Annotated in this window: 18 protein-coding genes; 10 read left to right on the top strand and 8 right to left on the bottom strand. The window is 72.7% G+C overall.

Annotation, left to right across the window (positions count from 1 at the left end):
• Positions 1-88 precede the first annotated feature (88 nt).
• On the top strand, positions 89-757 hold the full coding sequence (locus CP981_RS04180; protein WP_042153675.1) for a uracil-DNA glycosylase: 669 nt from the start codon (positions 89-91) through the stop codon (positions 755-757).
• A 126-nt stretch (positions 758-883) separates the two neighbouring features.
• Positions 884-1,423, top strand: a complete 540-nt coding sequence (locus CP981_RS04175; protein WP_085923497.1) for a hypothetical protein — start codon at positions 884-886, stop codon at positions 1,421-1,423.
• Positions 1,424-1,454: 31 nt separating this feature from the next.
• Here CP981_RS04175 and CP981_RS04170 read toward each other — a convergent pair whose 3' ends face one another.
• Complete coding sequence (locus CP981_RS04170) at positions 1,455-2,153, bottom strand: TetR/AcrR family transcriptional regulator (protein WP_085923423.1); 699 nt, start codon at positions 2,151-2,153, stop codon at positions 1,455-1,457.
• An 86-nt stretch (positions 2,154-2,239) separates the two neighbouring features.
• Between CP981_RS04170 and CP981_RS04165 the strand changes: the two genes are divergently transcribed.
• Positions 2,240-3,433, top strand: a complete 1,194-nt coding sequence (locus CP981_RS04165) for an FAD-dependent monooxygenase (protein ID WP_085923422.1) — start codon at positions 2,240-2,242, stop codon at positions 3,431-3,433.
• Positions 3,430-4,338, top strand: coding sequence for a Gfo/Idh/MocA family protein (locus tag CP981_RS04160; protein WP_085923421.1), 909 nt, complete (start codon positions 3,430-3,432; stop codon positions 4,336-4,338). Before CP981_RS04165 ends, CP981_RS04160 begins: the two co-directional genes overlap by 4 nt.
• On the opposite strand, the gene lnt is transcribed toward CP981_RS04160, so the two are convergent.
• The 4 genes from lnt to CP981_RS04140 form a co-directional block, all read right to left on the bottom strand.
• Positions 4,307-5,839 carry an apolipoprotein N-acyltransferase gene (gene lnt / locus CP981_RS04155; protein ID WP_085923420.1) on the bottom strand — a complete coding sequence of 511 codons (1,533 nt, stop codon included), beginning with the start codon at positions 5,837-5,839 and terminating at the stop codon, positions 4,307-4,309. The genes CP981_RS04160 and lnt overlap by 32 nt on opposite strands.
• Before the next feature lie 120 nt (positions 5,840-5,959).
• Positions 5,960-6,442, bottom strand: a complete 483-nt coding sequence (locus CP981_RS04150; RefSeq protein ID WP_085923419.1) for a nuclear transport factor 2 family protein — start codon at positions 6,440-6,442, stop codon at positions 5,960-5,962.
• A 60-nt stretch (positions 6,443-6,502) separates the two neighbouring features.
• Entirely contained in the window at positions 6,503-8,446 is a 1,944-nt protein-coding gene (locus tag CP981_RS04145; protein WP_085923496.1) for an ABC transporter ATP-binding protein, read from the bottom strand.
• Between the two features lie 121 nt (positions 8,447-8,567).
• On the bottom strand, positions 8,568-10,079 hold the full coding sequence (locus tag CP981_RS04140; protein WP_085923418.1) for a GAF domain-containing protein: 1,512 nt from the start codon (positions 10,077-10,079) through the stop codon (positions 8,568-8,570).
• A gap of 639 nt (positions 10,080-10,718) precedes the next feature.
• Between CP981_RS04140 and CP981_RS04135 the strand changes: the two genes are divergently transcribed.
• On the top strand, positions 10,719-11,105 hold the full coding sequence (locus tag CP981_RS04135) for an STAS domain-containing protein (protein WP_085923417.1): 387 nt from the start codon (positions 10,719-10,721) through the stop codon (positions 11,103-11,105).
• Positions 11,106-11,163: 58 nt separating this feature from the next.
• On the opposite strand, the gene CP981_RS04130 is transcribed toward CP981_RS04135, so the two are convergent.
• From CP981_RS04130 to CP981_RS04120, 3 genes are all read right to left on the bottom strand, one after another.
• Positions 11,164-11,652 carry a glutathione peroxidase gene (locus CP981_RS04130; protein WP_085923495.1) on the bottom strand — a complete coding sequence of 163 codons (489 nt, stop codon included), beginning with the start codon at positions 11,650-11,652 and terminating at the stop codon, positions 11,164-11,166.
• Positions 11,612-11,923: a hypothetical protein gene (locus tag CP981_RS04125; RefSeq protein ID WP_143658832.1), complete on the bottom strand. Its 312-nt coding sequence runs from the start codon at positions 11,921-11,923 to the stop codon at positions 11,612-11,614. Before CP981_RS04125 ends, CP981_RS04130 begins: the two co-directional genes overlap by 41 nt.
• Before the next feature lie 239 nt (positions 11,924-12,162).
• On the bottom strand, positions 12,163-13,797 hold the full coding sequence (locus CP981_RS04120) for an FAD-dependent oxidoreductase (protein WP_085923494.1): 1,635 nt from the start codon (positions 13,795-13,797) through the stop codon (positions 12,163-12,165).
• A gap of 249 nt (positions 13,798-14,046) precedes the next feature.
• Here CP981_RS04120 and CP981_RS04115 point away from each other — a divergent pair, with 249 nt between their 5' ends.
• The 5 genes from CP981_RS04115 to CP981_RS04095 all read left to right on the top strand — a co-directional run bounded on the left by CP981_RS04115 (position 14,047) and on the right by CP981_RS04095 (position 18,465).
• Positions 14,047-15,165, top strand: a complete 1,119-nt coding sequence (locus CP981_RS04115) for a SchA/CurD-like domain-containing protein (RefSeq protein WP_085923416.1) — start codon at positions 14,047-14,049, stop codon at positions 15,163-15,165.
• 68 nt (positions 15,166-15,233) lie between these two features.
• Entirely contained in the window at positions 15,234-15,668 is a 435-nt protein-coding gene (locus CP981_RS04110; RefSeq protein WP_085923415.1) for a cupin domain-containing protein, read from the top strand.
• A complete protein-coding gene (locus CP981_RS04105) occupies positions 15,665-16,933 on the top strand; it encodes a beta-ketoacyl-[acyl-carrier-protein] synthase family protein (RefSeq protein ID WP_085923414.1) in 1,269 nt (422 codons plus the stop codon). Before CP981_RS04110 ends, CP981_RS04105 begins: the two co-directional genes overlap by 4 nt.
• The gene (locus CP981_RS04100) at positions 16,930-18,180 is read left to right on the top strand and encodes a ketosynthase chain-length factor (RefSeq protein WP_085923413.1); all 1,251 of its coding nucleotides are present in this window, start codon (positions 16,930-16,932) and stop codon (positions 18,178-18,180) included. Before CP981_RS04105 ends, CP981_RS04100 begins: the two co-directional genes overlap by 4 nt.
• A gap of 15 nt (positions 18,181-18,195) precedes the next feature.
• Positions 18,196-18,465, top strand: a complete 270-nt coding sequence (locus tag CP981_RS04095; RefSeq protein ID WP_042152343.1) for an acyl carrier protein — start codon at positions 18,196-18,198, stop codon at positions 18,463-18,465.
• Position 18,466 lies beyond the last annotated feature (1 nt).

Genomic DNA, 18,466 nt, shown 5'->3' with positions numbered 1-18,466 from the left:
GCCCGCGGACGGCGTTGTCAGTGGTCGCCGGTAGGTTCGGGGACTGAGAACGCAACGCACACCGGAGGTTGTTGACGTGGTGACCGACATGCTGCCCGAATCCTGGCGCGGGGTCCTCGGCGAGGAGTTGGAGAAGCCCTATTTCAAGGAGCTGACCGACTTCGTCGAGCAGGAGCGGGCCAATGGCCCGGTCTATCCGCCCCGCGAGCAGGTCTTCGCGGCGCTGGAGGCGACGCCCTACGACCAGGTGAAGGTGCTCATCCTGGGCCAGGACCCGTACCACGGTGCGGGGCAGGGCCATGGCCTGTGCTTCTCCGTGCAGCCCGGTGTGAAGACGCCGCCGTCGCTGCGGAACATCTACAAGGAGATGAAGGAGGAGCTGGGCCACCCGGTCCCGGACAACGGCTATCTGATGCCCTGGGCCCAGCAGGGCGTGCTGTTGCTGAACGCCGTCCTGACGGTCCGCGAGGCCGAGGCCAATTCCCACAAGGGCAAGGGATGGGAGAAGGTCACCGACGCGGTGATCCGTGCGGTGGCCTCCCGGCCCGACCCTGCGGTCTTCGTGCTGTGGGGCAATTACGCCAAGAAGAAGCTGCCGCTGATCGACGAGGAGCGGCATGCCGTGGTGCAGGGCGCGCACCCCTCCCCGCTGTCGGCGAAGAAGTTCTTCGGCTCCCGCCCCTTCACCCAGATCAACGCCGCGGTCGCCGCGCAGGGCCACGCCCCGATCGACTGGCGCATCCCTGACCTGGGCTGAGTCGGCGGGCCCGGGCGGCGGGCCGGACCACCCGGTGCGTCGCACACACCGCGCGCAGCTCCCGTCCGGCGGTTAGCGTCGAGGGAACGAGCCACCGATGGTGTGAGCGGATATGGGAGTGCAGTGGTGGAAACGCGGCGGGAGGCGGCGCCCGAGGACGGGGTGCTGACCCGGATCGGCCAGGCGATCATGCTGCATCGCGGCGGCGACCGGGAAGAGGCACGTAACCGCCTCTCGGCGCTGTGGCAGGAGATCGGGCCGCACGGAGACGCCTTCCACCGCTGCACCCTCGCCCACTACATGGCCGACACCCAGGACGACCCCCGGGACGAGCTCGACTGGGACCTGCGGGCCCTGGAGGCGGCCGAGGGCTTCGTCACGGAGCGGCCCGCGGGCTCCGCCGCCACGCCGGGGGAGTCCCGGGTGGCCGACGGCCCCGGCCCCCGCCACCCCCTCGTCGCGCTCCGCGCGTTCTTCCCCTCCCTGCATCTCAATATCGCCGCCGACTACGCCGCGCTGGACCGGCCGGCTGATGCCCGCGCCCAGCTGCGGCGCGCACGGGTCTCGGTCAACGCCCTCGCCGACGGCGAATACCGCCAGGGCCTCCGGGACGCGATCGAACGGCTCCAGCTGCGGATCGACCGGGCGGCGGGGCACACGCCATAGGGGGACCCGCCCCGGGCCACCTCGGAGCACCTCACCCACGCAGCATCCCGTCGAGCAGTTCCGCGCAGGACGTGCGCAGGGCGGCGCGGGTGGGGGCGGCCGCGTGGAACTGGCCCGCGATGCAGGAGAACAGGATCCCGTCGCACCAGGCCACCATGCTCATCGCATGCCGCTCGGGATCGGCGGACCCCGCCGCCGCCAGCATCGCCGCCATCGGCTCCCGGAAGGCCCGGCCGGCCCGGTCGTAGACCGTCCGCAGCTCGGGCCGGCGGGTGGCCTCCAGGGCCAGTTCGTACCGGGCGAGGAGCAGCTGCCGGTGCCGGGAGAGGTAGCGGTGCAGCGCCAGCGAGAGCGCCTCGGCGACCACCGCCCCGGCGTCCTCGGTCTCGGCGTCCTCGGCCCCGGCACCCGCTTCGACCCGCCCCGCCTCGGCCCCGGCGTCCGCCCCGGCCCGCGCCGCCCCGGCCCGCCCCGCCGCGGATCGCTCCTGCGCCGTCAGTACGGCCGCTTCCCGCTCCGCCAGCCGCCGCACCGCGGCCTCCAGCAGGGCCGCCCGGGTGCGCGCGACATTGGAGGTGGAGCCCTGCGGCAGCCCGGCCTGCTCGTCCACGGCCCGGTGGGTCAGCCCGCGCATCCCGCGCTCGGCGAGCAGCGTCAGCGCCGCGTCGGCGATCAGCTCATGGCGGGGTGCGGCGGCGGGTGCCGGGGTGCGGTCGCTGCGGGCGTTCATACCGGGAGCCTAGCCGCCAACTACAGGTGTAGTCTTGACGCCAGGGGTAACTACGCATGTAGTTGACCCGGGATGCGGGAGGCAGCATGCGGCAGCACACCGCGCTCGTCATCGGCGGCGGAATCGGCGGACTCACCGCCGCGCTGGCCCTGGACCGCCGCGGCTGGTCGGTCACCGTCCTGGAGCGCGCCGCCGCCCTGGAACCCGTAGGCGCGGGTGTCGGCCTCGCCCCCAACGCCCAGCGCGCCCTGGACACCCTGGGCGCGGGCGACGGCCTCCGTGCCCTGGCCCCCGCGCAGACCGCGGCGGAACTCCGGCTGCCCGGTGGTCGCCGGCTGGCCCGTTTGGACCAGGCCGCAGCCGTCCGGCGGTACGGCGGCCCGGTGGTGGTCGCCCACCGCGCCGAAGTGGTCGCACTGCTCGCCGGCCGGCTGCCCCAGGGCGCGGTACGCACCGCCGCCGCGGCCACCCTGGCCGACCCGGGCGACGCCCGGCCGGACGGCCGTCCGGCGCGGGTGCGGGTTCAGGGGGCGGCCGGTGACGAGGAGTTCACCGCGGACCTCGTCGTCGCCGCCGACGGCATCCACTCTGCCGTCCGCCGCGCCCTCTTCCCCCAGCACCCCGCACCCCGTTACGCCGGCTTCACCGCCTGGCGCCTCGTCGCTCCGGCGCCCGACCGTCCCTTCGCCGCGCACGAGACCTGGGGCCCCGGCGGCGTATGGGGCACCCAGCCGCTGCACGACGGACGGGTCTACGCCTACGCCACCGCGGCCGTCCCGCCCGGCGGCCGGGCCCCCGACGGCGAACGGGCCGAACTGCTGCGCCGCTTCGGCTCCTGGCACCACCCCATCCCTGACCTCCTCGCCGCCGTCGACCCCGCAGCGGTGCTCCGCAACGACGTGTACACCGCGGCCGCCGCACCGCCCGCCTTCCACCGGGGCCGGGTCGCCCTGCTCGGCGACGCCGTCCATCCGATGACCCCCAACCTCGGCCAGGGCGGCTGCCAGGCCATCGAGGACGCCGTCGTGCTCGCCCACCTGGCCGCACCCGAGGCCGACCTCGCCGCCGCGCTCACCGTGTACACCCGGCAGCGGCTGCCGCGCACCATGGACGTGGTCCGCCGGGCCGGGCGGATCGGCCGGCTGACCACCTGGCGCTCCCGGCCGGCCCGTGCGCTGCGTGCCATGGACGGGATCGCCGACTGGCGGCCGCCGACCGGCACGTATGCTTCCGGCACGCGGGGCACCACCAGCGCGGCACAACCCAAGGAGCATGAGTGAAGGTCGGCTGCATCGGACTCGGCGACATCGCCCAGAAGGCGTACCTCCCCGTCCTGGGCACACAACCGGGGCTCGAACTGCATCTGCACACCCGCACCCCGGCCACCCTGCAACGTGCCGGCGCCACCCACCGGCTGCCCGCGGCCCAGCTCCACCCGGACCTGGACTCGCTGCTCGCAGCGGGCCTGGACGCCGCCTTTGTGCACGCCGCCACCTCCGCCCACCCCGAGATCGTGACCCGGCTGATCGAGGCCGGCGTGCCGACTTATGTCGACAAGCCGATCGCCTACGAGCTGGCCGAGTCCCGGCGCATCGTCACGCTCGCCGAGGAGCGGGGGGTGGGCCTCACCGTCGGCTTCAACCGCCGCTTCGCGCCCGCCTACGCCCAGTGCCGTGAGCACGCCCGCGATCTGATCCTGATGCAGAAGAACCGCATCGGCCTGCCCGAGGACCCGCGCACCCTGGTGCTCGACGACTTCATCCATGTCGTCGACACCCTGCGCTTCCTCGTCCCCGGGGAGGTCGACCACATCGATGTGCGGGCCAGGATCCGGGAGGGGCTGATGCAGCATGTGGTGCTTCAGCTGTCCGGCGACGGCTTCACCGCCCTCGGCACCATGAACCGTCTCAGCGGCTCCGCGGAGGAGATCCTCGACGTCTCCGGGCAGGACACCAAGCGTCAGGTCGTCAATCTCGCCGAGGTCATCGACCACAAGGGGCAGCCGAGTGTCCGGCGCCGCGGCGACTGGGTGTCGGTCGCCCGTCAGCGCGGTATCGAGCAGATCGTGCTGGCGTTCCTGGACGACGTACGGGCCGGCCGGCAGCCGTCCGCCCAGGACGCGTTGCGCACCCACGAACTGTGCGAACGGGTCGTCACCGAGGCGCTCGCGCAGACCGCCTGCTGAGCACGCGAAGCCCCGCATACCCGCCGGCGAGCACCAGCGCGCCCATCGCCCCGTACACCGCCCAGTCGCCGTACCGGGTGTACGGGGTGGTGCCTTCGGCCAGCGGCAGGTCGTAGACGGCGGCCGCGCTGCGGTCGGTGCCGAGCCGCTCGCCGATCTGCTCGCCCCGCGGGCCGTAGACGGCACTGATGCCGGTGAGGGTGGCGTGCACCATCGGCCGCCCGTTCTCCGCGGCGCGCAGCGCGGCCAGTGAGGCGTGCTGTGCGGGCGCCCAGCTCTCCTGGAAGGTCGAGGTGGAGGACTGGGCCACCAACACCTGCGCCCCGTCGCGCACCAGATGGCGGCTCATATCGGGGAAGGCGCTCTCGAAGCACACCAGCGGCCCGACGCGCAGTCCGCCCGCGGAGGCGACCGGCATCACCACCGTGGCGGTGCCGCGCAGCCGGTCGGTCGGGGCGGCCTTGCCGACCCGGGTCGCCCAGCCGAGCGCGGACCGGAACGGGATGTACTCGCCGAAGGGCACCAGCCGCATCTTGGCGTAGCGGTCCCCGGTCGGTCCGTCCGGCCCGATCAGGACCGCGCTCTTGGAGATGCCCGGCCGTTCGGCGTGCGCGGAGTCGGCGTTGATCAGCAGCTCGGCGCCGGTCTGCCGGGAGAGGGCGGCGAGGCGCTCGGCGAGCGCCGGGCGGTCCGCCGGGTCCTGGGTGAGGCTGCTCTCACCCCAGACGACCAGCCGCACCCCACGGCCCGCCAGCGACCGGGTGAGCGCTTCGCTCCGGGCCAGCCGTTCCGTCGGGGTGCCGGTCAGGTTGGGCTGGACGACGGCGATCCGTACCGTGCCGGCGGTGCGGGGAGCCGGTGACCGGAACCAGGCCGCGGTGACCGCCAGCGCGCACACCAGCAGTCCGGCCACGGCGGGCAGCCGTGCCGCCGGGCGGGCGATCAGCTCGGCCAGGGCGGTGTTCACTGCCACGATCAGCAGACTGACCAGCCACACCCCGCCGGTCGAGGCCAGCCGCAGGGCGGGCGGCACCTGCCACTGGCTGGCGCCCATCAGCCCCCACGGTCCACCCAAGTACTCCCAGGACCGGACCAGTTCGACCATCAGCCAGCCGGACGGCACCAGCACCAGCGCGGCGGCGCACCGTCCCGCGCCGGGCGCACCGCCCAGCAGCGCCCGCACCAGCAGCCCCCAGGGCGCCCACAGCGCACCGAGCAGCAGGGCCAGCACGAGGATGAAGACATGCAGGCTCGGCAGCAGCCACTGGTGAACGGCGAGTATGAAGCCGGTGCCGCCCAGCCAGCCGTCCAGCGCCGCCCGCCCGTACGTCGGGGCCGTCCGCACCAGCAGCAGCCAGGGCACCAGGGCGGCGTACGCCAGCCACCACCAGGACGGGGCCGGAAAGGTCAGGGCCGGTACCGCTCCGGCGAGCGCGGCGGCCAGGCCCCGTGACCAGGGGGAGCCGAGCCACCGCGGCTGCCGGCTGAGCGGTCTGTCCATGCCGGGCTCCCTGGTGCCGGTTCTCGCCGGTCGGACGGCCAGTGTGCGCGGGTGCGCCGATCAAGGAAAGGGGGTGTCGCCGCAACAGCCGATACCGGATCGCGACCGACAGCGGAGCCCTCAGTCCTCCACCGGCTGCACCTGCCGCCACTTCTCGTGGACGACGACCCCGGTCAGCCGCCAGCCTTCGGTGGTGCGGCGGGCGGCGAATTCATAGCGGCCGGCGCAGGTGTAGTTGGGGGCGGTCGGCCCGCCCCCGGCGTCCGACGCGGGGCCGGCGAGCCGCATCGGGTTGAGGTAGTCGGCCTGGACGGTGGCGGTGTCGCCGGGGGTGCCGTCCCGCCGGGCGAGGGTGACCCGGCGGTTGACGATCAGATGCTGCCGTATCGCGAAGTGCCGCAGCATCTCGGCGAGCCAGGCGGCCATCTCCTCGGCGCCGCCCTCGACGCCGCCCGCTGAGCGGTAGTCGGCGCGGCCGTCCGGGGTGAACAGGGCCAGATAGCCGGGCCAGTCGCCGTCGTCCACGGCGATGGCGTACCCGGTGATCAGATCGTCGATGGCGAGGCGGTCCATGAGCGTGGAGTGTTCCGCGCGCTGCGTCATCGCCTCAGTTTTCGGCATACCGGCGCCCCCGCCAAGAGGCGGGGGCTCACCGGCGCGGCGTCAGTTCATCAGGGCCGACTCCGGCAGCAGATCCGGGCCGGAGTCCGTGCGCCCGGCTTCGGCCGCGGCGGCCCGCCGGTCCTCCGAGTCGGCGAACTGGGTCCGGTACAGCTCCGCGTAGCGCCCTTCGGCCGCCAGCAGCGTCTCGTGCGTCCCGCGCTCGACGATCCGCCCGCCTTCGACCACCAGGATCAGGTCCGCGGCTCGTACGGTCGACAGCCGGTGGGCGATGACCAGGGCGGTACGGCCCTCCAGCGCCTCGGTGAGCGCCTCCTGCACCGCCGCCTCGGAGGTGTTGTCCAGGTGGGCGGTGGCCTCGTCCAGGATCACCACCCGGGGGTGGGCGAGCAGCAGCCGGGCGATGGTCAGCCGCTGCCGTTCGCCCCCGGAGAGCCGGTAGCCGCGCTCGCCGACGACGGTGTCCAGACCGTCGGGGAGCCCGGCGATCAGCTCCTCCAGACGGGAGCGGCGCAGCGCGTCCCACAGCTCCGCCTCGGTCGCCTCCGGCTTGGCCAGCAGCAGGTTCTCGCGGATCGAGTCATGGAAGAGATGCCCGTCCTGGGTGACCATGCCGAGGACGTCGCGCAGCGAGGCGGCGGTCAGATCGCGGACGTCCACCCCGGAGAGCCGGACCGCCCCGGTGTCGGTGTCGTAGAGCCGCGGCAGCAGCTGGGCCACCGTCGACTTCCCGGCGCCCGAGGAGCCGACCAGGGCGACCATCTGGCCCGGTTCGGCGCGGAAGGAGATGCCGTGCAGTACCTCTTCGCCGCCGCGGGTGTCGAGGGTGGCGACCTCCTCCAGGGAGGCCAGCGAGACCTTGTCGGCGGACGGATAGCCGAAGCGTACGGAGTCGAACTCGACGGACACCGGGCCCTCGGGGACCGCCCGGGCGTCCGGCTTCTCGGTGATCAGTGGCTTGAGGTCGAGCACCTCGAAGACCCGCTCGAAGCTGACCAGCGCACTCATCACCTCGATGTGGGCGCCGGACAGCGCGGTCAGCGGGGCGTAGAGCCGGGTGAGCAGCAGGGCCAGCGAGACGATCGCGCCGGGCTCCAGCTGTCCGCGCAGTGCGAGGAAGCCGCCCAGGCCGTAGACGACGGCCAGCGCCAGGGCGGAGACCAGGGTGAGGGCGGTGACGAAGTACGTCTGGACCATGGCCGAACGGACTCCGATGTCACGCACCCGGCGGGCCCGGGTGGCGAACTCGGCGGACTCGCGGGCCGGACGGCCCATCAGCTTGACGAGGGTGGCACCCGGCGCGGAGAACCGCTCGGTCATCTGGGTGCCCATCGCCGCGTTGTGGTCGGCGCCCTCCCGGCGCAGATCCGCCAGCCGCCGGCCGACCCGGCGGGCGGGCAGCACGAACACCGGCAGCAGCACCAGCGCGATCAGGGTGATCTGCCAGGACAGCCCGAGCATCACGACAAGAGTGAGCAGCAGCGTCACGATGTTGCTGACGACCCCGGACAGGGTGTCGCTGAACGCCCGCTGCGCACCGATCACATCGTTGTTGAGCCGGCTGACCAGTGCTCCGGTGCGGGTACGGGTGAAGAAGGCGATCGGCATCCGCTGGACGTGGTCGTACACCGCGGTGCGCAGATCCAGGATCAGGCCTTCGCCGATGCTCGCCGACAGCCAGCGGGTCACCAGCCCCAGGCCCGCCTCGGCGACCGCGATGACGGCGATCAGCCCGGACAGGCGGAGGACGAGGGACGGTGCGTCGCCGCCGACGATGGCGTCCACGACCCGGCCCGCGAGCAGCGGGGTGGCCACCGCGAGCATCGCGGTCGCCGTGCTCAGGACGAGGAACCACACCAGGCGGCGGCGGTGCGGGCGGGCGAAGGCCGTGATGCGGCGCAGGGTGCCGCGGGAGAAGCGGCGCCGTCCTTGCTGCGCGGTCATCGAACTGTGCAGGGCGTGCCAGGCGGTGACTTCCATGTCCATCGTGGCCTCCAGGTGCCGGGGTCGCGTCACGGGATCGCCGTGCGTGACCGGCGACATAAAGGAACCTAGAACCTCAACCAATCTTGAGGTCAAGTGATTCCGGTGCGCTCACCCGTCGGATTCAGGAGCCGGAGCGGCCGTCGAGCGGACGTTCCCATGTCACGGGCGGGTGCGAGCCGTCCGGGGACCGCACCGTCAGCCGTACGCCCGGCCGTCCGTCGGGCAGGGTGGCGGTGGTGTCCACGACGACCGACACGCGGGGCGGCGACGGCGCCCCCACCGACATCAGCGCCTGGTCCAGCGCGGCCAGCAGCTCCCGGCCGGTCCGCTCGTCCACCCGCGCGTCGACCGGGCCGACGAACTGCACCGACGGGCGGCCGCCGAGCGCCGCGCCGGCCGCCCGCAGCACCCGGGTGCGGAGGCCGGGCGGCGCCTCCGACGGCCCCTGCTGGAGCGCGATGATCGCCGTCCTGATCTCCTGGATCGTCGCGTCCAGCTCATCGATCGCTTCGCCTAGGCCCTTCTGCACCTCCGGCAGCAGCGCCTTGCGCCGGGCGGTCTCCAGCAGCATTCCGGTGGCGAACAGCCGCTGGATGACCAGGTCGTGCAGATCGCGGGCGATCCGGTCGCGGTCCTCGAAGACGGCCAGCCGCTCCCGGTCCCGGTGCCGGCCGACGAGCATCAGCGCCACCGCGGCCTGCGCGGCGAACTGGGTCCCCAGCGTGCGTTCGGGGTGGCTGAAGCGGCGGTCGCCGGACCTCCGGCACAGTGCCAGGGCGCCCAGCGTCCGCCCGTTGCTGCGCAGCGGCAGCAGCATCGTCGGGCCGTAGTGGCGCGACAGCGGGGAGATCGAGCGGGGGTCGGCGGCGAAGTCGTCGGAGAAGACCGCCAGCCCGGCGTGCAGCTGGTGGAGCACCGGGCTCGCGGGCGGTATCCAGCCGTGAAATGCCTCGGTCCGCACGTCCTCCGACAGCACCGTGGAGATCGTCACCACCTCCATACCGCCCTCGGCGTGCGGCAGCAGCACCGCTCCGGTGGCCGCCTCGGCCAGCTCCCGGCCCTGTTCCGCGACGACGGTGAGGGCGTGGGTGGCCGTGGAGCGGGTCTCGGGCCCGGCCAGCAGCGCCGTGGTCACGGAGGCCGCGCCCTCGATCCAGCGTCGTCGCTGCCGGGCGGCCGCGTGCATCCGGGCGTTGCTCAGGGCCAGCCCGGCCTCGGCGGCCAGCACCCGCACCAGACGCCGATCCCCGTCGCCGAATTCCCCGCCGTCGCCCTTCCCCGCGACGTACAGGGTGCCGCACACCTCCCCCTCCACCTGGATGGGCACCTCCAGCGAGGCTCCGGCGGGCGGCGCGGCCCCGGGGGAGACGCCGTGGCTGATCAGCTCACCCGGCCCGGCGCCGTCCGCGTCACGGAGGGCGACGGCGGCATGAGGCGCACCCGTGAGGGAGACGGCGGCCTCGGCGATACGGTCCAGCGCGCGGCCCAGATCATGGTCGAAGCCGACCGCGCCCCCCTCTTCCCACAGGTGCGGAAGCCGGGAGAACGGCCCCTCGGCCGGCGCAGGCGGGCTCTGCGCGGTCCGGTCGGGGAGATCTCCAGCGGGATCCGACGGCTTCAGGGCACACCTCACACTTTGCGGCGATCCGGCCAGTCTAATTCGCCCGAAAGTGTGCCATTGGGGCCGTACGGGCGAGGCGTCCGGCGAGGCCCCGAGCGAGGCGTCCGAGCGGGGCGCCCGGGGGCGATCAGGAGGCCGGTCGCGGGGGCACCGGGGCGGCCCGGTCCACGGTCCGGCCGCCGGGCCGATGTGCGCGGCCCGCCGACGCCGGAAGCTGCGATTTCCGGCCGCCCGGTGTCCACGGCCCCTCGCGGGTGTACGCGGCGCGCCGCCCGGGCGCATCACCGCCGACGTGCGCGGAACCGCGGTCGGCCGTGCCTCGCCCCCGGGGCCCAGCCCTGGGGCACCTGTCTCGGCCACACCCGCGAGGGTCGACTTTGAGACAACCTGCAGATGTCCCGGTCGCTGGGACTTGGAGGCCGCGGCCTGCGGGTAAGCCGTAGACAACTACCGACAGCAGCAGAAACGCAGGAACACAGCCGACACACCACTACACCACCCGAGACCCGGAAACGGGCCGACCCGCCCGGAATGCGCCGGGCGCCCCCCACACCTACCGAACGTCTCCGCCGCAGACGCGTGGCCATATCCCGCGCCTCGGCACGAAAGTGGGCCGGGCCGATGGATGAAGGTCAGTACTACCCGAGACTTGTGGGACCCAGCTGCGCGGCGGGCGGCACGACCGTCCTGGAACTCCGCGGTGAGCTGGACATCCTCGCCGTGTCGGTGCTGTCCGACCAGCTGGACGACCTCACCGGTGTCCAGGGCAGCGATCTCCTGCTCGATGTGCGCGCGGTGACGTTCATCGACTGCGCCGGTCTGTCGCTGCTCAGCCGCGCCCGCTACCGCACCCGGCAGCGCGGCGGCCGGCTGCGGCTGACCGGGGTCACCCACGGCGGAAGCGTCGCGCGGCTGCTGCGCATGACCGGGCTGGACGGCACCTTCGAGATCGTGTCCGACGGGGACGCCGCCGGGGAACCGGCCGCTCCCGCCGGATCAGCCGAGGTCACGGACGGTGCCGGTACGGCCGTTGCCTGACCGGCGCCCTCCGGTACGCCGCCGCCCGCCCCCGCGGACCGGCGGCGCGGTCATCGGATCAGCCCGGCAGGACCGCCTCGATGGCGGTGACCAGCTCCGCGGCCTCCGGCTCGGTCCGCGGCCGGAAGCGGCCCGCGACCTTGCCGTCGGCATCGATCAGAAACTTCTCGAAGTTCCACTGGACGTCGCCGGCCGTCCCCTCGGTGTCCTCGGTGCCCGTCAGCTCCGCATACAGCGGATGCCGGTCCGCGCCGTTGACCTCGGTCTTCTCGAACAGCGGGAAGCTCACGCCGTACGTCGCGGAGCAGAAGGTGGCGATCTCCTCGGCGGTGCCGGGCTCCTGGCCCGCGAACTGGTTGCTGGGGAAGCCCAGCACACTGAAGCCACGGTCCCCGTAGCGCTGCTGGAGCCGCTCCAGGCCCGAATACTGCGGGGTCAGCCCGCACTTGGACGCCACATTCACCACCAGCAGGGCCTTGCCCCGGTAGTCGGCGAGTGAAGCGGGCTCACCGGTCAGGGTGCGCAGGGGGATGTCGTACAGGCTCACGGTCATGCTCCTCGTCGCGGTTCCGCGGATAGGGACGGCCATCATCCGTCCCAACAGCGGAGCCCGCTCTGATCTTCCCCGGATCGTCCACCGGCCAGGACACCACCGGCCGCAGTTCCCCGGAGCGCCACTCCTTGAGCAGCTGATCGAAGATCGGCGTCCCCTCCTCGACCGGGCGGCGCGCCTGCGGAGCGGGGGGCGGCAGGGGCGGCGGCTGGCGGGGGAGCGCGATGCGCTGAAAGGGGTGTGCGGCGGGCTTCTTGGCGTCCATGCCCGGACTCAACCGGAAATAGGTTCCCCGGGTTGCGGGACGCGGCCGGGACGGCCCTGAGATGCCCCTGCGGTGGTGACGGGCAGAAGATACGTTCGCGCGGCGGCGGGACAACGGGCGGCGGGACAACGGGCGGAGGGGCCGGCGGGTATCCCGTCGGCCCCTCCACTCTCAGCAGCCTCGTGTGCCTCGCGACCCGGCCCCTGCCCGTCGGACCGGGCGAAGGCGGGCCGGGTCGGTCAGCTCCGGCACAGCAGCGAGGCGAGGACCTCCCGGAGCGCCGCCTCGGGGTCGGCCACCCGGCCCTCGGCCCGCCAGGCGACAAAGCCGTCGGGGCGCACCAGCACCGCGCCCTCCGGCGTCGTCCCGTGCTTCTCGGCCCAGTCGGCGCCCTCTTCGGGGGCCATGTCGTCGTTCGGCCCGGTGCCGATCATGTAGCACTTCAGCCCCAGGGCGAACTCCTCGTTGGCGCCCTTGGCCGCGGTACGCCACATCTCGCCGTCGGTGCCGGTCAGCAGCACGAAGGACTTCTCGTACAGATCGAGGGTCGAGCGGCGCTCACCGGCGGCGTGCAGCCACATGTGCGGGGCGCGGGTGCCCGGTTCGCCGGTCAGCCGCATCTGGTCGGGGACCACCGGCAGCTCGGGATCGGCGCCGACGACCGCGCCCTGCGGATAGCAGTACCCCAGGGCCACGGTGAGCACCCCGCGCTGCCGCCCGCCGCCCGCACCGGGTGCCGGGACGTACCCCGGGTGGCTGTGCTCGGCGGAGCGGGCCGAGGCGCGCGCACTGGTCTCGCGCGCCACCGGCTGCCGCTCCGCCTCGTACGACGCCAGCAGCTCGGGGCCCGCCCAGCCGTTCAGTACGGCGGCGAGCTTCCAGGCGAGGTTGTGTGCGTCCTGGATGCCGGTGTTGGAGCCGAACGCCCCGGTGGGGGACATCTCGTGGGCCGAGTCGCCGGCGAGGAAGACCCGGCCGGCCGCGTACCGTTCGGCGACCCGCTCCGCGGCGTGCCACGGCGCCTTGCCGGTGATCTCAACCGGCATGTCCGGTACGCCCGTTGCCCGGCGGATGTGGTCGATGCACCGCTCGTCGGTGAAGTCCTCCAGGGTCTCGCCCCGGTCCGGGTGCCACGGGGCGTGGAAGACCCACTCGGCCCGGTTGTCCACCGGCAGCAGGGCGCCGTCCGCCTCCGGGTTGGTCAAGTAGCAGGCGATGAAGCGGCGCTCGCCCACGGCGTCCGCGAGGGCCGGTGCGCGGAAGGTGATGCTCACGTTGTGGAACAGGTCGCCGGGCCCCGTCTGGCCGATGCCCAGGTGCTCCCGTACCGGGCTGCGCGGGCCGTCGGCCGCGATCAGGTAGTCCGCGCGGACGGTGCGCTGCTCACCGGTCTCCCGGTTCTTCAGGACCGCGGTCACGCCCTGCGCATCCTGTTCGAAGGAGCTCAGCTCGGTGGAGAACCGCAGGTCACCGCCGTTCTCACGGGCGCAGTGCACCAGCTCCGGCTCCAGGTCGTTCTGGCTGCACAGGCACCAGGCGGAGGGGCTGAACTTGGCCAGTCCGCCGCCCGGGTCGATCTCCTTGAACAGCCACTCCTGTTCGTCACCGGTGAGCGAACGGGCCTGGAGAATGCCGTGGTTGTCGGCGAGCGTGGACGCGGCCTCGCGGATCCGCTGCTCCGCGCCGGCCACCCGGTACAGCTCCATCGTGCGGACGTTGTTCCCCCGCCCGCGCGGGTGGCGGGAGGTGCCCGAGTGCTTCTCGACCAGCAGATGTCGGATGCCCAGACGTCCCAGGAACAGCGACGCGGACAGGCCGACCAGGGACCCGCCCACGATGATTACCGGAACCCGGTCTTCGGCGGTGGGATTCATTGCGTGCTCCAGCTCCAGGGGCGTGTACGGCAGATGGAGCACGAATGCCCGGCTGCGGCCGTGTTCGATCACGGTTCACCTGCATGGCTCACAGATCTCGCGCCACCCGTGGGTCCCGGCCACGATCGAATCCGGGACGCCCCCGGACACCGGGCGGGCCGCCCCCACCATCCGGCTCAGTCACCGGATCGCACCGGAACTGACGACGCACCACTGGGGCCGTCGGGCCCCGAAGGAGATGCGTAGACGATGACAACGCTGTCGGAACGAATATCCCAGTCAGCCTTCGACGGCTCACGGCTTCGGGTCGTGCTGCTCCTGGATCTCCACGAAGGAGCCCAGCAGGACTTCCTGGAAGCCTACGAGCACCTGCGCAACCAGGTCGCGTCCGTCCCCGGGCACATCACCGACCAGCTGTGCCAGTCCATCGAGAACCCCTCACAGTGGCTCATCACCAGCGAATGGGAGAGTGCGCCGCCGTTCCTGGCCTGGGTCAACAGCGAGGAACACGTCAAGATGGTGCAGCCGCTGCACGGCTGTGTCCGTGACACCCGGTCGCTGCGCTTCAGCGTGCTGCGCGAGACCTCGAACATCGCCAGCCTCGCGCCCGAGCCGCCCAAGGGACGGCTCCAGGCCAACCCCCGCGTCGGCGACGGAGTGGTCCGGCACGCGCTGACCTTCACCGTGAAGCCGGGCAGCGAATCGATGGTCGCCGAGATCCTCGCCGGGTACACCTCCCCGGAGGCCAGGGTCGACGACACCACCAGGCTCCGCCGCACCTCCCTCTTCATGCACGGCAACCGCGTCGTGCGCGCGGTCGAGGTGCAGGGCGACCTGGTCGCGGCGCTGCGGCACATCTCCCAGCAGCCCGAGGTCCGGGCCGTCGAGGAGGCCATCAACCCGTATCTGGAGCAGGACCGCGACCTCAGCGACCCGAACTCCGCCCGGGTGTTCTTCACCCGTGCCGCCCTGCCCGCGGTGCACCACGTCGCGGCCGGCGGACAGCAGCCCGACGGCATCAAACGGCATGCGCTGTACTACCCCGCCAAAGAGGGCTGCGGCATGGCGCTGGCCCGGATGCTGGCCCGCCAGGACGAACTGGCCGCCGACGACCCGTCCTGCCCCGTCGCCGGCAGCACCATCTTCCAGCGTGACGACGTCGTGGTCCGGATGGTCGATCTCCGTATCCCCGTCGACAGCGACCCCATGCTGTCGCTCGGTGTGCGCGGCCCCCGCAAGACGGCTGTGCTGCGGCGCCTCATCGACACCGAGGTGGCCGGCGGTCTGTCGAACGACCGTGAGATCGCGCACTTCCTGGAGCGCGCCGACATGGCCCTCATCACCGACCGCCGGGCACCGGGCGCCTGACGCCCCCGGCCGTAGGCAGGCCGCTCACCCCATCCAACCGCCGGCACCACGCCCCTGGAGGAACAGCCATGACCACGCACCGCCCACGCATCGTGGACCTCAGCGAGACCCAGCCCAACCGCCGGCGCGGAGGTGATCTGCGCGCCATGCTGACACCCAGCGCGGTGGGCGCCACGAGCGGCTTCATGGGCATGGCACTCGTGCAGCCCGGCGAGCGCATCGGCGAGCACTACCACCCGTACTCCGAGGAGTTCGTGTACGTCGTGCAAGGCCTGCTCGAAGTCGACCTCGACGGGGAGCCGCACCCGCTGCGCCCGGACCAGGGGCTGCTGATCCCCCCGTACATGCGGCACCGCTTCCGCAATGTCGGGGACGAAGAGGCCCGGATGGTCTTCCACCTCGGTCCGCTGGCTCCGCGCCCCGAGCTCGGCCACGTCGACACCGAGGGCGCGGAGGAGAGCACACCGGTCGCGCCACCGGAACGCACGGAGCCGGTGTCATGACCCGCCGCGTGGCGGTCACCGGCGTCGGTATCGTCGCTCCGGGCGGCGTGGGCGTGCCCGCCTTCTGGGACCTGCTGTCCTCCGGTCGTACGGCGACGCGTGGCATCACCCTCTTCAACCCTGAGGGTTTCCGTTCACGTATCGCCGCCGAGTGCGACTTCGATCCCGCGGCGCACGGTCTGAGCGAGGAGCAGGTGGCCCGCTCGGACCGGTACATCCAGTTCGCGATGGTCGCCGCGGACGAGGCGCTGCGCAGCGCCGGCCTGGACACCGAGGCGGAGGACCCCTGGCGGGTCGGGGTGTCGCTGGGCACCGCGGTCGGCGGCACCACGCGGCTGGAGCACGACTATGTCGCCGTCAGCGGTCACGGTGCCCGCTGGGATGTCGACCACCGGCCGGCCGGCCGGCACCTGGAGCGGGCCTTCTCCCCGAGTTCGCTCGCCTCCGCGGTGGCGGAACAGATCGGCGCCCACGGCCCGGTGCAGACCGTCTCGACGGGCTGCACCTCCGGCCTCGACGCCATCGGGTACGCCTTCCAGTCCATCGAGGAGGGCCGGGTCGATGTGTGTATCGCCGGAGCCTCGGACTCACCGATCTCCCCGATCACCGTGGCCTGCTTCGACGCGATCAAGGCGACCTCGGCGAACAACGACGATCCCGCGCACGCCTCCCGCCCGTTCGACGCCCACCGCGACGGGTTCGTGATGGGTGAGGGCGGCGCCGTGCTCGTCCTGGAGGAGCTGGAACACGCCCGCGCCCGCGGGGCGACCATCCATTGTGAGATACGTGGCTATGCCACCTTCGGTAACGCGTACCACATGACCGGCCTCACCCAGGAGGGCCTGGAGATGGCCGAGGCGATCAACCGCGCACTCGGCCACGCCAGGGTTGACGCCACCCAGGTGGACTACGTCAACGCGCACGGTTCGGGCACTCAGCAGAACGACCGGCACGAAACGGCCGCGGTCAAGCGGTCGTTGGGCGCCCACGCCCACAAGGTGCCGATGAGTTCCATCAAATCCATGGTGGGCCACTCGCTCGGCGCGATCGGCGCCATCGAGATCGTGGCCTGTGTGCTGGCACTCACCCACCAGGTGGTGCCGCCCACGGCCAACTACGAGACTCCGGACCCGGAGTGCGACCTCGACTATGTGCCCAAGACGGCCCGGGAGCTGCCGCTGCGTTCGGTGCTCTCGGTCGGCAGCGGCTTCGGTGGATTCCAGTCAGCGGTGGTACTGACCCGACAGGGTGGGAGGGCATCATGAGCTCCCCGGAAGAACGTCGTTCCGTCGTCACCGGCATCGGTGTCATCGCCCCCAACGGGGTGAGCACCGAGACCTTCTGGAAGGCGACGGTGGAGGGCATCAGCGTCCTCGACCGCGTCACCCGTGAGGGGTGTGAGCATCTGCCCCTCAAGGTCGCCGGTGAGGTGCGGGGCTTCGATCCGGCGGATCTGATCGAGGAGCGCTACCTCGTCCAGACCGACCGGTTCACCCACTTCGCCATGGCGGCGGCCAACCTCGCGCTGGACGACGCCCGGCTCGGCCGTGCCGACTACAACGACTCACCGTTCGCGGTGGGAGTCGTCACGGCCGCCGGATCGGGCGGTGGCGAGTTCGGCCAGCGGGAGCTGCAACGGCTCTGGGGCCAGGGCTCCCGCCATGTCGGCCCGTACCAGTCCATCGCCTGGTTCTACGCGGCGAGCACCGGCCAGATCTCCATCCGCGGCGGCTTCAAGGGGCCGTGCGGAGTCGTGGCCAGCGACGAGGCGGGCGGGCTGGACGCCCTGGCGCACGCCGCCCGCACCATCCGGCGCGGCACCGACGCCGTCGTCGTGGGTGCCGCCGAGGCACCACTGGCCCCCTACTCGGTCGTCTGCCAGCTCGGCTACGACGATCTGAGCAAGCTCGACGATCCGGCCCGCGCCTACCGCCCGTTCACCAGCGGCGCGTGCGGCTTCGTGCCCGCCGAGGGCGGCGCGATGCTGATCGTCGAGGAGGAGGCGGCGGCCGAGAGCCGCGGGGCGAGTGTCCGGGCCGTGCTGGCCGGGCATGCCGCGACCTTCACCGGGGCCTCCCTGTGGGAGGAGTCCCGGGCCGGGCTCGCCCATGCGATCCGTCGCGCGCTGGAGGATGCGCGGTGCGCCCCGGAGGAGATCGATGTGGTGTTCGCGGACGCGCTCGGCGTTCCTGCGGCCGACCGGGCCGAGGCGCTGGCGCTGGCGGACGCCCTGGGCCGGCACGCCTCGCAGGTCCCGGTGACCGCACCCAAGACGGGCACCGGCCGGGCGTATTGCGGCGCCCCCGTCCTGGACACCGCGGCCGCGGTGCTCGCGATGGAGTACGGCGTCGTGCCGCCCACCCCCAACGTCGTCGACGTATGCCACGACCTTGACGTGGTGACCGGCCGGGCCCGCCCGGCCGAGTTGCGGACGGCGCTGGTGCTGAGCCGGGGACTGATGGGCTCGAACGCGGCGATGGTGCTGCGGAAGGGCTCCGGGTCCCCCTCATGAGAAGGAGAACCTCAGATGACCGCTCAACTGACGCTCAATGAGCTGGCCGCGCTGATGAAGTCCGCGGCCGGCCTCACCGTCGACCCCAAGGAGCTGGCGAACCGGCAGGACGCGACCTTCGCGGACTTCGGCCTCGACTCGCTCGGCCTCCTCGGCATCGTGGGCGAGCTGGAGAACCGTCAGGGCCGGCCGATGCCGACCGACGCGGAGCGCTGCAAGACGCCGCGCGACTTCCTCGCCCTCGTCAACACCGCCAATGACACCGTGCCTACGACAGGAGCATGAC

The organism is Streptomyces platensis (assembly GCF_008704855.1).
GTDB lineage: Bacteria > Actinomycetota > Actinomycetes > Streptomycetales > Streptomycetaceae > Streptomyces > Streptomyces platensis.
This window is presented reverse-complemented; position numbering and strand designations above follow the sequence as displayed.

Bases quoted from the DNA above. Each gene is read 5' to 3' on its own strand.
- CP981_RS04095 (WP_042152343.1), top strand. From the start codon at position 18,196: ATGACCGCTCAACTGACGCTCAATGAGCTGGCCGCGCTGATGAAGTCC.
- CP981_RS04115 (WP_085923416.1), top strand. From the start codon at position 14,047: ATGACAACGCTGTCGGAACGAATATCCCAGTCAGCCTTCGACGGCTCA.
- lnt (WP_085923420.1), bottom strand. From the start codon at position 5,839: ATGGACAGACCGCTCAGCCGGCAGCCGCGGTGGCTCGGCTCCCCCTGG.
- CP981_RS04145 (WP_085923496.1), bottom strand. From the start codon at position 8,446: ATGGACATGGAAGTCACCGCCTGGCACGCCCTGCACAGTTCGATGACC.
- CP981_RS04170 (WP_085923423.1), bottom strand. From the start codon at position 2,153: ATGAACGCCCGCAGCGACCGCACCCCGGCACCCGCCGCCGCACCCCGC.
- CP981_RS04180 (WP_042153675.1), top strand. From the start codon at position 89: ATGCTGCCCGAATCCTGGCGCGGGGTCCTCGGCGAGGAGTTGGAGAAG.
- CP981_RS04120 (WP_085923494.1), bottom strand. From the start codon at position 13,797: ATGAATCCCACCGCCGAAGACCGGGTTCCGGTAATCATCGTGGGCGGG.
- CP981_RS04105 (WP_085923414.1), top strand. From the start codon at position 15,665: ATGACCCGCCGCGTGGCGGTCACCGGCGTCGGTATCGTCGCTCCGGGC.
- CP981_RS04110 (WP_085923415.1), top strand. From the start codon at position 15,234: ATGACCACGCACCGCCCACGCATCGTGGACCTCAGCGAGACCCAGCCC.
- CP981_RS04165 (WP_085923422.1), top strand. From the start codon at position 2,240: ATGCGGCAGCACACCGCGCTCGTCATCGGCGGCGGAATCGGCGGACTC.
- CP981_RS04125 (WP_143658832.1), bottom strand. From the start codon at position 11,923: ATGGACGCCAAGAAGCCCGCCGCACACCCCTTTCAGCGCATCGCGCTC.
- CP981_RS04100 (WP_085923413.1), top strand. From the start codon at position 16,930: ATGAGCTCCCCGGAAGAACGTCGTTCCGTCGTCACCGGCATCGGTGTC.
- CP981_RS04150 (WP_085923419.1), bottom strand. From the start codon at position 6,442: ATGACGCAGCGCGCGGAACACTCCACGCTCATGGACCGCCTCGCCATC.